Source organism: Roseomonas sp. 18066 (assembly GCF_902706185.1).
Lineage (GTDB): Bacteria > Pseudomonadota > Alphaproteobacteria > Acetobacterales > Acetobacteraceae > Pseudoroseomonas.
Genome location: NZ_CACSJM010000166.1, coordinates 1 through 12,118, shown reverse-complemented (window position 1 = coordinate 12,118; position 12,118 = coordinate 1). Strand labels below are relative to the sequence as shown.

The window sequence follows — 12,118 nt, the reverse complement described above, 5'->3', positions numbered from 1 at the left end:
CCCCCGCGCCCCCTGGCCGGCGCGTGACGGCGATGCCCCGCACCGCCCCGCTGTCGGGCCAGGCCCTGGCCGGCGGCAGCCCGGATGGCCGCCGCTTCTTCCACACGCTGGACGGGCTGCGCGGCGCCGCGGCGCTGGCCGTCGTCATCCTGCACGACCCCGGCTTCGTACTGCCGCTGGTCATGCCCAGCGCCTATCTGGCGGTGGATTTCTTCTTCCTGCTCAGCGGCTTCGTCCTGGCCCATGCCTATGGCTCGCGGCTGGCCGGCGGATTGACGCTGCGCCGCTTCCTGCGCGACCGGCTGGTCCGCTTCTACCCGCTGTATTTCCTCGGCCTGATGGTGGGCGCGGTCAGCGGCGCGGTGGCGCTGGCGCTTGGCGGCGGCTCGATGGAGACGCTACAGGGGCTGCTGATCGCGCTGGGCACCGGGCTGGCCTTCCTGCCCTCCCCCACCGCGCACGAGACGCCGGGCATCTTCCCGCTGAACAGCCCCGGCTGGTCGCTGTTCTTCGAGCTGCTGGTGAACATGCTCTTCGCCTGCCTGCTGCCCTATCTGTCGCTGCGGCGGCTGCTGGCCATCACCCTGCTGGCGGCGGTGGCGCTGGTCTGGTCGGTGCTGGAATACGGCAACCTCGACACCGGCTCGGCCTGGTTCAATGTCTGGGGCGGCTTCGCCCGCGTCGGCTTCTCCTTCTTCGCCGGCGTGCTGCTGTACCGGCTGCACCGCCAGGGCTTCGTCACCTCCCGCCTGGCGTGGATGCTGCCGCTGCTGCTGATGGCCATCCTGATGGTCGAGGTGCCGCCGGAATATCGCCGGCTGTTCGACCTGGCCATGGTGATGCTGGCCTTCCCGGCGCTGCTGCTGGTCTCCAGCATGCTGGAGCCGGGGCGCTTCCTGGCGCCGGTCTTCCTGCGCCTCGGCGCGCTGTCCTTCCCGATCTACGCCATCCATTTCCCGGTGCAGGAGCTGCTGCGGCGCTGCGTCCGCTTCCTCGACATCGATCCCGTCGAGCTCGCCCCCTGGGCCGGCTTGGTGGTGCTGCCAGCGATGATCGCCGTCAGCCTGTGGCTCGCACGGCATTACGACCGGCCGCTGCAGCGGCGGCTGCGCCAGCGGCGGGAGCTGAAGCTGCGGCTGGCCACCATCCGGGTGCCGGGCTGAGGCCGCCTGGCGCTGGACCGAGCCGCGTGATCCAGGCTTTTCGGTGCTTCCACCTCAAGCCATCACTACCTAGCGCTGGTCGGGATAGTCCCGCCCGGGGCGCGGCTTGTAGGCCGGCAGCGACCAGCCGAAGACCAGCGCCGCCGCCCGGGTGCCGAAGCCGGCCGCCATGCCGGCGCAGACCGCGATGCTGCGGTCCAGCGCCAGCAGGGTGAGGCCGACGAACAGCGCCGCCCCCAGCGCCGCGGCGGTGGCGTAGATCTCTTTCCGCAGGATCAGCGGCAGCTCGCCGCAGATCACGTCGCGCAGCGCGCCGCCGAAGGTCGCGGTGACCATGCCCATCAGGATGGCGGCCCAGGGGCTGGCGCCCTCGGCCAGGGCGGCCTCGGCGCCCAGCACGGCGAACAGCGCCATCCCCACCGCATCCGCCCAGAGCAGCGCCGAGAAGCGCCGTTCCAGCCGATGCGCGGTGAAGAAGACCAGCAGCGCCACGAGCGCCGCCAGCAGCACCAGCCCCGGCGTGCCCAGCCAGGCGACGGGGCGCCCGAGCAGCAGGTCGCGCAGCGTGCCGCCGCCGAAGGCCGTGGTCGCCGCGACCAGCACGAAGCCCACCGGGTCCAGCTGCTTGCGGGACGCCACCAGCGCGCCGGACGCCGCGAAGGTCGCCGAACCGATCCAGTTCAGCGCCTCCAGGAGCAAGCCGAGGGAGAGCATTATTCGGCCGGCTGGGTCCGCGGCAGGGCAGCGCGCGCCGCCCGGCTGGCGCCCGCCGCCGTGCCCATGCAGAGCAGCGACAGGCCGAGCAGCCCCGCCACCAGCGGCAGCACCAGCTCGGGCCGCCCGGCATCGAGCAGCATCCCCACCGCCGGCGTCAGCGCGCCGCCCAGCGGCAGCCCGGCCGAGATGAAGCCGAAGACCTTGCCGATCTGCCCCGGGGGTGCGGCGTCCTTGACCATGACGTCGCGCGGCGTGCGGCTGGCGCCGAGCGCCAGGCCGGCCAGGCCCGCGACGCCGATGGCGCCCAGGCCCGGCAGCGGCACCATCCCCAGCACCAGGATCAGCGCCATCGCCACCAGGGTCAGCACCACGACGAAGACGCCATGCCGGCGCGAGCGGTCGGCGAACCAGCCGCCCACCAGCACGCCCAGGATATTGCCGGTGAAATAGCCGGTCAGCAGCATCGACCCCAGCGCCAGCGGCAGGCCCCAGAGCTTGTTCATCACCGGGATGGCGAAGGCCTGGATCGCCGACCCCGCCATCGCCGACAGCAGGAAGAAGGTGAAGAACAGCAGCATCGGCCGGGTCATCAGCATGGCGATGCCGCCCTCGCCCGGCTTGCTGTCGCGGGCCTTCGGCTGGTCGGCCAGGATGCGGCTCTGCCACAGGATGGCGCCCACCACCGGCACGCCGAGCAGGCCCACCAGCAGCAGCGCCTCGCGCCAGCCGATCAGCAGGGCCAGCGCCGCGATCGCCGGCGGCGCGGCGGCGAAGCCGAGATTGCCGGTCAGCGTGTGCATGGCGAAGGCCCGGCCCATCCGCGCCTTGTTGATGCTGCCGGCCAGGATGGCGTAGTCGGCCGGGTGGATGACGCTGTTGCCGATGCCCGACAGCACCGCCAGCAGCAGGATGGTCGGATAGTTCGGCGCGAAGGCCATGGCCGAGATCGACAGCGCCATCAGCAGCGTGCCGCCGACCAGGAAGCGCCGCGCCCCGTGCCGGTCGACCAGGAAGCCCACCGGCGTCTGCAGCGCCGCCGTCACCACCCCCATCGCCGCGATCGACAGGCCGAGCTCGGTGTAGGAGACGCCGAACTCCTCCCGCCACAGCGGGAACAGCGGCGCCAGGCACAGCATGTAGAAATGCGACAGGAAATGCCCGGTGCCGATCAGGCCGATGATGCGCCAGTCTTTCGAGGGCGGAGGCGCGGCCTCGGTGCCGATGCTGCTCATGTCGCTGCGTCCGTGAATGCGGGCGAAAGGCTGCGCCCGGCCACGCCGTGCTGTCAAACCGGTGTCACAGCCGATTCACTGCAGGCTTTCGCGGATCATCTCGATCAGCGGCTCGACGATCTGCGTCTGGTTGGTGGCGTCGCCGAAGACCGCCATCACCGCGGTGCCCAGCGGCGGCAGGCTGGCATGCTCGACCAGCCCCGCCGGCAGGCCCGAGCGCCCCAGCACGGTCGCCGCCAGCCCCGCCTGCGCCGCCGCCGCGACGCCCAGCAGGCTGGCCGAGGTATAGACCACCTCGAATTCCATCCCGGCCCGGGCGAGCGCCGCCAGCGCCCGGTCGCGGAACATGCAGCCCTGCGGCAGCATCGCCACCGGCAGCGCGCGGCCCTCGGGCGGCAGCCAGCCCGGCGGCGCCACCCAGACGATGGGCTCGGTCCAGATCGGCCGCCCCTCGGTCTCGCCGTCGCGCCGCTTGCCCAGCACCAGGTCGAGCGCGCCCCGCTCCTGCGCCGCGCGCAGCTCATGGCTGCGGCCGACCTCGACCTCCAGCCGCAGCTCCGGGAAATGCGCGGCGAAGCGGGCCAGGATCGGCGCCAGGTTGCGCGGGACGAAGTGGTCCGCCACCCCGAGCCGCAGCCGCCCGGTGATCGGCGGCGCCACCAGCCGCCGCACCGCCTCGTCGTTCAGGGCCAGCATGCGGCGGGCATAGGCCAGCAGCGTCTCGCCCTCCCGCGTCAGCGCGACGCTGCGGCTGCTGCGCTCGAGCACCCGCTTCTGCAGCAGCTCCTCCAGCCGCTTCACCTTCAGGCTGACGGCCGATTGGGTCAGGCCGAGCGCTGCGGCGCCGGCGGTGAAGCCGCCCCGCTCGGCCACCTGCACGAAGCAGCGCAGCAGGTCGAGATCCAGGTCGGGGATCCGCATCTCGACCTCCTCGCGCTCGGTCAGGCCGCCTTCAGCACCCGCCCGGCGACCGCATCCAGCTTCGCCATCAGCGCCGGGTCGCGCTTTTCCGGCGCGGTGACGATGGCATGCTCCAGCGCGCGGTCGCAGCCGGCCGGGCAGGCGCCGCGGGGCTTGCCCAGCATCGGGATCACCGCCTTGACCAGCTGCTTGGCGCGGTCGGCATTGGCCAGCAGCACCTTCACCACCGCATCCACCGTCACATGGTCATGGCCGGGATGCCAGCAGTCGAAGTCGGTGACCATGGCGACGGTCGCGTAGCAGAGCTCCGCCTCGCGGGCGAGCTTGGCCTCCGGCATGTTGGTCATGCCGATCACGTCGCAGCCCCAGGCCCGGTACAGCTCGGATTCGGCCTTGGTCGAGAATTGCGGGCCTTCCATCACCAGGTAGGTGCCGCCCCGCTTGTAGGGCAGGTCGATCTGGCGGGCGGCCTCCTCCACGGCGTCGCCCAGGCGCGGGCAGACCGGGTGGGCGACCGACACGTGGGCGACGCAGCCGGTCTCGAAGAAGGACTTCTGGCGGGCGAAGGTGCGGTCGATGAACTGGTCGACGATGACGAAGCGGCCCGGCTCCAGGTCGCCGTTCAGCGAGCCGACGGCGGAGAGCGACAGGATCTCGGTGACGCCGGCGCGCTTCAGCACGTCGATATTGGCGCGGTAGTTCAGCGCCGAGGGCGGCACCCGGTGGCCGCGGCCATGGCGCGGCAGGAAGACGCAGCGGACGCCGTCGAGGCGGCCGAAGAGCAGCTCGTCCGAGGCCTCGCCCCAGGGGCTCTCGATCCGCTTCCACTGGCGGTCTTCCAGGCCGTCGATGTCATAGAGTCCGGAGCCGCCGATCAGGCCGATGACGGGTTCGAAGGTATCGCTCATGGGTCAGGTCTCCCCGGAATAAGACCAGCCGCCCGCGGGCGGCCGGGAATGAAAAAGGCCGCCCGGAGGCGGCCCTTGATAGAGGTCGGCACGCGGGCGGCGGGACCGCGTCAGTGGACGTCGGCCCAGATCTTCCGCTTCACGGCATAGGTCAGGCCGCCCATGACGATCAGGAACAGGATGATGCGGATGCCCATGGCACGCCGCGTCTCCAGCTCCGGCTCCGAGGCCCAGGCCAGGAAGGTGGTCACGTCGCGGGCCATCTGGTCGACCGTGGCACGGGTGCCATCGCCATACTGCACCTGGCCGTCGCTGTTCAACGGCGGCGCCATGGCAATCTGATGACCGGGGAAATACTTGTTGTAATGCATCCCCTCCATGACCGTGACGCCGGCCGGCGGCGGGTCCTCGTAGCCGGTCAGCAGGGCATGGATGTAGTTGCCGCCGCCGGGCCGCGCCTTGACGATCACCGAGAAGTCGGGCGGCAGCGCGCCGTTGTTGGCGGCGCGCGCCGCGGCGTCGTTGGCGAAGGGCCGGCGGAAGCGGTCGGACGGGCGGCCGGGCCGCTCGAACATCTCGCCATTGTCGTTCGGCCCGTCCGGGATCTGGTAGGCGGCGGCGATGGCGGTGACCTCCGCCTCGCTCAGCCCGATCTCGCGCAGGTTGCGGTAGGACAGCAGGTGCGCCGCATGGCAGGCGGCGCAGACTTCCTTGTAGACCTGGAAGCCACGCTGCAGCGCGGCGCGGTCGAAGGTGCCCAGCATGCGGTCATGCTGGAACCGCGCATCGGGGATGGCGACCCCGCCCTCGGCGGCCTGGGCGGCGGGCGCCGCCAGGCCGAGCAGCAGGGCGGCGGCCAGCGCCGCGCCTTTCAGGAAGCCGGCCTTCGTCTGGTTCAGCAGCCGCATCACGCCTTCTCCATCGGCTTCGCCGCGGCGCCGCCGGGCAGGGGACCACCGCCGCGCAGCACGGCGCGGCTGATGCTTTCCGGCAGCGGCAGCGGCCGTTCGATCTTGCCGAGCAGGGGCAGGATCACCAGGAAGTAGGCGAAGTAATAGGCGGTCGAGAGGCGCGAGATGACGACGTACAGGCCCTCGGCCGGCTTGCCGCCCGCCCACATCAGGACGAAGAAATTCACCGTCCACAGCAGGAAGGCCCATTTCGCGATCGGGCGGAAGCGCATCGAGCGCACCGGCGAGCGGTCGAGCCAGGGCAGCACGAACAGCACGGCGATGGCGCCGAACATCATCAGCACGCCGCCCAGCTTGTTCGGCACGGCGCGCAGCACGGCGTAGAACGGCAGGAAGTACCATTCCGGCACGATATGCGCGGGCGTCGAGAGCGGGTTGGCCGGGATGTAGTTGTCCGGATGGCCCAGGTAGTTCGGCGTGAAGAACACCAGGAAGGCGAAGACGATCAGGTAGACGACGATGCCGACGCTGTCCTTGATCGTGTAGTAGGGGTGGAACGGCAGCGTGTCCTGCGGACCCTTCGGCTCGATGCCCAGCGGGTTGTTGGAACCCGTGATGTGCAGCGCCGCGACGTGGAGGAAGACCACGCCGGTGATCACGAAAGGCAGCAGGTAGTGCAGGCTGAAGAAGCGGTTCAGGGTCGGGTTGTCGACCGAGAAGCCGCCCCAGAGCAGCGTCACGATGCTGTTGCCGACCAGCGGAATGGCCGAGAACAGGTTGGTGATGACGGTGGCGCCCCAGAAGGACATCTGGCCCCAGGGCAGCACGTAGCCCATGAAGGCGGTGGCCATCATCAGCAGGAAGATGACGACGCCGAGGATCCAGAGCAGCTCGCGCGGCTTCTTGTAGGAGCCGTAGAACATGCCGCGCCAGACATGGACCAGGACCACGATGAAGAACATCGAGGCGCCATTCATGTGGACGTAGCGGATCAGCCAGCCGTAGTTCACGTCGCGCATGATGCGCTCGACGCTGTCGAAGGCCATGCTGGTATGGGCGGTGTAGTTCATCGCCAGGAAGATGCCGGTGGCGATCATGATCATCAGGTTGATCATGGCCAGCGCGCCGAAATTCCAGAAGTAGTTGAAATTCCGCGGAGTCGGGAAGGTCCCGTACTCCTTCTGCATCATGGTGAAGACCGGCATGCGCTGGTCGATCCAGCGCACGACGGGGTTGGTGAAGCTGCTGTCGTGAAGACCGGTTGCCATGGGGTGCGGTCCTTAGCCGACGCGAATCTGGGTGTCGGAGGTGAAGGCGTAGTCCGGCACCACCAGGTTGCTCGGCGCGGGGCCGCGCCGGATCCGGCCGGAGGTGTCGTAGTGGCTGCCATGGCAGGGGCAGAACCAGCCGCCGAAGTCGCCGCGCGCATCGGTGGGCTTCTGGCCGAGCGGCACGCAGCCCAGATGGGTGCAGACGCCCAGCACCACCAGCCAGGGCTCGCGCTGGACGCGGGCGCCATCCGGCTGCGGGTCGCGCAGCTCGGCCAGCGGCACGGCCTTGGCCTCGGTGATCTCGGCGCCCGTCCGGTGACGGACGAAGACCGGCTTGCCGCGCCACATGACGGTGACCGCCTGGCCCTCGGCGATATGGCCGAGGGGGACGTCGGTGCTGGCCAGCGCGAGCACGTCCTTGGCCGGGTTCATCGAATGGATGAACGGCCAGACGATGGCGCCCACGCCGACCGCCGCGAAGGAGCCCGCCACCAGTTTCAGGAAGTCACGCTTCGTCCCCTGGTCGGGCCCATGTTCGCCACCCCCCTGGGTTTGTCCCAGCTCGGGGGCAGTGCTCGGCGCAAGCGTTTCGGCCATGCCTCATCGTCCCTCTTGGCGGCCGACCCGGTGCCTGGCAGGCAGGCCGGCCGCTAACTCCCTTTATCCGCCACCGCGGAGACACAGGCCAAGCGCGTTGCCGCGCTGCAATCCATGCGCCAGCGCCATATAACGGCAGCTTCAGCAGGGTGGCAATCGCTGCGCACCCGGCATGGTGACATCTTTCAACGCGTAAGTCCGCGTGGAGGAAGGTGCCTGGGCCGCCGCGCGGCGGGAATGGGACCGATCCGCCGCTTGCCGCGCCCGCCGGCCCGCGCTAGCGCCACCGCATCGCGGGGCGCGCCAGGGGGTTGCGCCCCTGCCATGCCGGGATCCGCGCCATGACCGAGCTTTCCTCGCAACCCGAGCCTGACCGTGATCCCGCGGGCAATCCTTTGGCCAATCCCTTGGCCAATCCCTTGAGCCACCCCCTGGCCGCGCCGGCCCGCGCCTGGTTCGAGTCGCTGCGCGACCGCATCTGCGCCGAGTTCGAGGCGATCGAGGATGCGCTGGTGGAAGGCCCCCAGGATGGCCCCCAGGGAGGCCCGCAAGCCGGCCTGCCGCCGGGCCGCTTCACCCGCAGCGCCTGGGACCGGCCGGGCGGCGGCGGCGGGGTGATGTCGGTGATGCGCGGCCGGGTGTTCGAGAAGGTCGGCGTCAATGTCTCGACCGTGCATGGCGAGTTCAGCCCCGACTTCCGCAAGCAGATCCCCGGGGCAGATGCCGATCCGCGCTTCCTGGCCACCGGCATCTCGCTGGTGGCGCATCTGCACTCCCCGCGGGTGCCGGCGGTGCATATGAACACCCGCTTCATCGCGACCTCCCGCGCCTGGTTCGGCGGCGGCGGCGACCTGACGCCGATGGCGATGGAAGCCCCCGAGTCGCGGGAAGACGCGGACAGCTTCCACGCCGCCTATCGCGCCGCCTGCGACCGGCATGACCCCGGCTACTACCCGCGCTTCAAGCAATGGTGCGACGAATATTTTTTTCTGCCGCACCGCAACGAGCCGCGCGGCCTCGGCGGCATCTTCTACGACTGGCTGGGGCGGGAGGACGAATCGGGCGACAGCCTGGAGCGCCATTTCGCCTTCACCCGCGACGTGGGCGAGGCGTTTCTCGCGGGCTACCCGCCGATCGTCCGCCGCCGCATGCAGGAGCCCTGGACCGAGGCCGAGCGCGAGCACCAGGAATTCCGCCGCGGCCGCTATGTCGAGTTCAACCTGCTGCACGACCGCGGCACGCTGTTCGGGCTGAAGACCGGCGGCCATACCGAGGCGATCCTGATGTCGCTGCCGCCGCGGGTGCGCTGGTAGGCGGCGTCAGTCCCAGACTGGCGCCACCGCCGCCAAATCGGCATCCTTTCCCGGTCCAAGACTGAAAAAAAGACCGGAGGAATCCATGCCAACCCGCCGCGCCCTGCTGGGCGCCTCGCTGGCCATGCCCGCGCTCGCCCCCGCGCTGTCCCTGATGACGCCCCAGGCCCGTGCCCAGGGCGCCCGCCCCTGGCCCGAGCGGCCGGTGCGCTTCATCGTGCCCTACCCGCCCGCCGGCTCGACCGACCTGCTGTCGCGGCTGCTGGCGGAACGGCTGGGCCAGAAATTCGGCCAGAACTTCGTCATCGAGAACCGCCCCGGCGCCGGCGGCAATATCGGCATGGACGCGATCGCGAAGTCCGCCCCCGACGGCTACACCATGGGCGCCTCGACCATCGGGCATTTCTCGATCAACCAGTACCTGTACAGCTCGATGCCCTGGGACATCGACCGCGACTTCGCGGTGCTGGGGCTGACCTGGGAATTCCCCAACGTCCTGGTGGTCTCGACCCAGCATTGCCCGGCGACGACGCTGCAGGAGTTCATCGCCTGGGTGCGGAAGCGGCCGAACGGCGCCTCCTTCGGCTCGCCGGGGGTGGGGACGACGCCGCATCTGTCGGGCGAGATCTTCCGCAACCGGCTGCAGCTGGACGCCACCCATGTCCCGTTCCGCGGCGCGGCGCAGACCATCCCGGCGATGCTGTCGGGCGACGTGACCTTCGCCATCGACAACCTGGCCTCCTATGTGCCGGTGATCCAGGAGGGGCGGATGCGGGCGCTCGCCGTGACCGGCGCCCAGCGCTGGCCGACCCTGCCGAACGTGCCGACCATGGCCGAGGCCGGGCTGGACGACTTCGTCATCACCTCCTGGGGCGCCTTCGTCGCACCCGCCGGCCTGCCGCGCCCCATCGTCGACCGGGTGAACGGGGCCCTGAAGGAGATCTCGGGCGACGAGGCGCTGAAGGCGCGCTTCCTGCAGGCCGGGGCGCTCACCCTGTGGTCGACGCCGGAGGATGCCGTCGCCCGCGGCAAGGCCGAGCGGCCAATGTGGCAGGCGGCGGTGAAGGCTTCCGGCGCGCGGGCAGATTAAGATCGCGCCTCCGGCGCGGGGGGCGGATTAACCGCCGCTTGATCGCGAACCCGTGGCGGGGCCATACCCCCGCCATGGTCCAGGATCTCACCTCCCCGGCCGGGCGGCGCGCCGCCTGGGTCAACAGCCTGTTCGTCGACCACGCCGTGCTGCGGCTGGGCTGGCGCAACTGGGGGGTGGTGGCGCCGGGGCGGCTGTACCGCTCGAACCATCCCAGCCCCGGGGCGCTGCGGCGCGCGGTGCGGGCGGCAGGCATCCGCAGCGTCATCAACCTGCGCGGCCACCGGCAGAATTGCGGGTCGGACGCGCTGGGGCGTGAAATGGCGGCGGAGCTCGGGCTGACGCATGTCGATGCGCCCCTCGAATCGCGCGGGGCGCCGCACAAGGACCGCATCCTGCGCCTGGCCGGACTGTTTTCCGAATTGCCGGAGCCGGTGCTGATCCATTGCAAGTCGGGCGCCGACCGCACGGGGCTGGCGGCGGGGCTGTGGCTCATGCTGCAGGGGCATCCGGTGGAGGACGCCATGCGCCAGCTGTCCTGGCGCTTCGGCCATGTTTCTTCCAGCAAGACCGGCATCCTCGACGCCTTCTTCCGGGAATACGCCCGTTTCACCCGGGCAAGTGGGCCGAAGCCGTTCCTGGACTGGGTGCGCGAGGATTACGACGAGGTCGCGCTGCGCCGCGACTTCAAGAGCCGGCCCTGGGCGGACCGGCTAGTGGACGGCATCCTCCGCCGGGAGTGAGACCTCACCAGAGCAGGTGGGCGCCCAGCGCCAGCAGGGCGCAGAAAAACAGCCGACGGAACAGGACAGGCGGCAGGTTCAGCTTTTGCCCCAGCGCCATGCCCAGCAGGGTCGGGACCAGGGCGAGGGCCGAGGCCAGCCAGTCCCCCCCTGCCCCGAGCGACCCCGCCAGCGCCAGGGTCGAGACACTGAAAGAGATCCCCATGCCCTGCAGCAGGGCGCGGCGCTCCAGCCCCAGCGCCTGCAGCCAGGGCACGGCGGGCAGGACGAAGACGCCGGTGGCCGCGGTCAGCGCCCCGGTGACCAGGCCACAGGCCGCGCCGATGGCGGCGTGGCCGCGGGCGGGGAGGGTCAGGCGGCGCTCGGCCAGGCCGAAGAGGCCGTAGAGGATGAGCGCCAGGCCCAGCCCCATCTGCGCCAGCCGGGCATTGCCGCCGCCGCCCATGCCGATGCCGATCCAGACGCCGAGCGCCGTGCCCAGCGGCAAGCCGATCAACAAGGGCCACATCTTCCTCAGCAGCAGCCTGAGGTCGCCGCCGGTCGCCGCCTGAACGAAATTCGTCAGCAGCGAAGGCAGGATCATCAGGGCGGCGGCCTCGGCGGGGGGCAGGAAGAGGCCGAGCAGCCCCATGGCGACGGTGGGCAGGCCCAGGCCGATAACGCCCTTCACCGCGCCGGCTGCGAAGAAGACGGCGGCGATGGCCAGGATCAGGCTGGGGTCGTGCTGCATGGGGCGCAGCTTTGCGCCGGGGTCCGGGCGGTCACAATGCGTCATTGCCGACGCCAGGCTTCGCGTGGCACGAAGCCTCGCATGCACTGGGACCTGGCGGACCTGCGGCTGTTCCTGGCGGTGGCGGAGGCTGGCAGCATCACCGGCGGCGCGGCCCGGGCGCATCTGGCGCTGGCGGCGGCGAGCGCGCGGCTGCGCGGCCTCGAGGCGCGGATCGGCACGGCGCTGCTGGAGCGGCACCGGCGCGGCGTGGCGCTGACGCCGGCGGGGCAGGCGCTGCTGCATCATGCCCGCCGCCTGCAGGGGCAGATCGCCGAGATGCAGGGGGAGCTTTCGGCCTATGCCGGGGGGCTGGCGGGGCAGATCCGGCTGCCGGCCAACAGCGCCGCCTGCGAAGCTTTTTTACCAGAAGTGCTGGGGCGGTTCGTGGCAGCGCATCCGCGGCTGGATGTGGTGCTGGAGGAACGGCCGAGCCACGCGATCGTCCGGGCGGTGGCCGAGGGGTGTCTCTTATACACAGCT

At 70.8% G+C, this 12,118-nt stretch carries 13 protein-coding genes; 5 read left to right on the top strand and 8 right to left on the bottom strand.

Annotated features, from left to right (window positions below):
• The coding region (locus GVN67_RS24650) for an acyltransferase (protein ID WP_235035461.1) at positions 1-1,163 on the top strand (1,163 nt) is incomplete at its 5' end.
• A 69-nt stretch (positions 1,164-1,232) separates the two neighbouring features.
• Here the strand turns inward: GVN67_RS24650 and GVN67_RS24645 are convergent.
• The 7 genes from GVN67_RS24645 to petA all read right to left on the bottom strand — a co-directional run bounded on the left by GVN67_RS24645 (position 1,233) and on the right by petA (position 7,720).
• Positions 1,233-1,877, bottom strand: a complete 645-nt coding sequence (locus GVN67_RS24645; protein ID WP_159999968.1) for a trimeric intracellular cation channel family protein — start codon at positions 1,875-1,877, stop codon at positions 1,233-1,235.
• A complete protein-coding gene (locus tag GVN67_RS24640) occupies positions 1,877-3,112 on the bottom strand; it encodes an MFS transporter (protein WP_159999967.1) in 1,236 nt (411 codons plus the stop codon). Before GVN67_RS24640 ends, GVN67_RS24645 begins: the two co-directional genes overlap by 1 nt.
• Positions 3,113-3,187: 75 nt before the next feature.
• A complete protein-coding gene (locus GVN67_RS24635) occupies positions 3,188-4,033 on the bottom strand; it encodes a LysR family transcriptional regulator (protein ID WP_159999966.1) in 846 nt (281 codons plus the stop codon).
• Between the two features lie 20 nt (positions 4,034-4,053).
• Positions 4,054-4,941 (bottom strand): S-methyl-5'-thioadenosine phosphorylase, encoded by an 888-nt coding sequence (locus tag GVN67_RS24630; protein ID WP_159999965.1) that lies wholly within the window; start codon positions 4,939-4,941, stop codon positions 4,054-4,056.
• 110 nt (positions 4,942-5,051) lie between these two features.
• Positions 5,052-5,849 (bottom strand): cytochrome c1, encoded by a 798-nt coding sequence (locus GVN67_RS24625; protein ID WP_159999964.1) that lies wholly within the window; start codon positions 5,847-5,849, stop codon positions 5,052-5,054.
• A complete protein-coding gene (locus GVN67_RS24620) occupies positions 5,849-7,120 on the bottom strand; it encodes a cytochrome b/b6 (RefSeq protein WP_159999963.1) in 1,272 nt (423 codons plus the stop codon). The genes GVN67_RS24625 and GVN67_RS24620 overlap by 1 nt, the downstream gene beginning before the upstream one ends.
• Positions 7,121-7,132: 12 nt before the next feature.
• A complete protein-coding gene (gene petA / locus GVN67_RS24615) occupies positions 7,133-7,720 on the bottom strand; it encodes a ubiquinol-cytochrome c reductase iron-sulfur subunit (protein WP_159999962.1) in 588 nt (195 codons plus the stop codon).
• Between the two features lie 341 nt (positions 7,721-8,061).
• Between petA and hemF the strand changes: the two genes are divergently transcribed.
• The 3 genes from hemF to GVN67_RS24600 all read left to right on the top strand — a co-directional run bounded on the left by hemF (position 8,062) and on the right by GVN67_RS24600 (position 10,866).
• On the top strand, positions 8,062-9,033 hold the full coding sequence (gene hemF / locus GVN67_RS24610) for an oxygen-dependent coproporphyrinogen oxidase (protein WP_159999961.1): 972 nt from the start codon (positions 8,062-8,064) through the stop codon (positions 9,031-9,033).
• Positions 9,034-9,118: 85 nt separating this feature from the next.
• A complete protein-coding gene (locus GVN67_RS24605; protein WP_159999960.1) occupies positions 9,119-10,123 on the top strand; it encodes a tripartite tricarboxylate transporter substrate binding protein in 1,005 nt (334 codons plus the stop codon).
• A 74-nt stretch (positions 10,124-10,197) separates the two neighbouring features.
• Entirely contained in the window at positions 10,198-10,866 is a 669-nt protein-coding gene (locus GVN67_RS24600) for a tyrosine-protein phosphatase (protein ID WP_159999970.1), read from the top strand.
• A 4-nt stretch (positions 10,867-10,870) separates the two neighbouring features.
• Here GVN67_RS24600 and GVN67_RS24595 read toward each other — a convergent pair whose 3' ends face one another.
• Positions 10,871-11,596 (bottom strand): sulfite exporter TauE/SafE family protein, encoded by a 726-nt coding sequence (locus tag GVN67_RS24595; RefSeq protein WP_159999959.1) that lies wholly within the window; start codon positions 11,594-11,596, stop codon positions 10,871-10,873.
• Between the two features lie 81 nt (positions 11,597-11,677).
• Here GVN67_RS24595 and GVN67_RS24590 point away from each other — a divergent pair.
• Positions 11,678-12,118, top strand: a 441-nt coding sequence (locus tag GVN67_RS24590) for a LysR family transcriptional regulator (protein WP_159999958.1), incomplete at its 3' end; no start/stop codon positions are given.

Excerpts from the sequence above, each read along its gene's own strand:
- GVN67_RS24645 (WP_159999968.1), bottom strand. The coding sequence starts at position 1,877 with ATGCTCTCCCTCGGCTTGCTCCTGGAGGCGCTGAACTGGATCGGTTCG.
- GVN67_RS24640 (WP_159999967.1), bottom strand. The coding sequence starts at position 3,112 with ATGAGCAGCATCGGCACCGAGGCCGCGCCTCCGCCCTCGAAAGACTGG.
- GVN67_RS24635 (WP_159999966.1), bottom strand. The coding sequence starts at position 4,033 with ATGCGGATCCCCGACCTGGATCTCGACCTGCTGCGCTGCTTCGTGCAG.
- GVN67_RS24630 (WP_159999965.1), bottom strand. The coding sequence starts at position 4,941 with ATGAGCGATACCTTCGAACCCGTCATCGGCCTGATCGGCGGCTCCGGA.
- GVN67_RS24625 (WP_159999964.1), bottom strand. The coding sequence starts at position 5,849 with ATGCGGCTGCTGAACCAGACGAAGGCCGGCTTCCTGAAAGGCGCGGCG.
- GVN67_RS24620 (WP_159999963.1), bottom strand. The coding sequence starts at position 7,120 with ATGGCAACCGGTCTTCACGACAGCAGCTTCACCAACCCCGTCGTGCGC.
- petA (WP_159999962.1), bottom strand. The coding sequence starts at position 7,720 with ATGGCCGAAACGCTTGCGCCGAGCACTGCCCCCGAGCTGGGACAAACC.
- hemF (WP_159999961.1), top strand. The coding sequence starts at position 8,062 with ATGACCGAGCTTTCCTCGCAACCCGAGCCTGACCGTGATCCCGCGGGC.
- GVN67_RS24605 (WP_159999960.1), top strand. The coding sequence starts at position 9,119 with ATGCCAACCCGCCGCGCCCTGCTGGGCGCCTCGCTGGCCATGCCCGCG.
- GVN67_RS24600 (WP_159999970.1), top strand. The coding sequence starts at position 10,198 with ATGGTCCAGGATCTCACCTCCCCGGCCGGGCGGCGCGCCGCCTGGGTC.
- GVN67_RS24595 (WP_159999959.1), bottom strand. The coding sequence starts at position 11,596 with ATGCAGCACGACCCCAGCCTGATCCTGGCCATCGCCGCCGTCTTCTTC.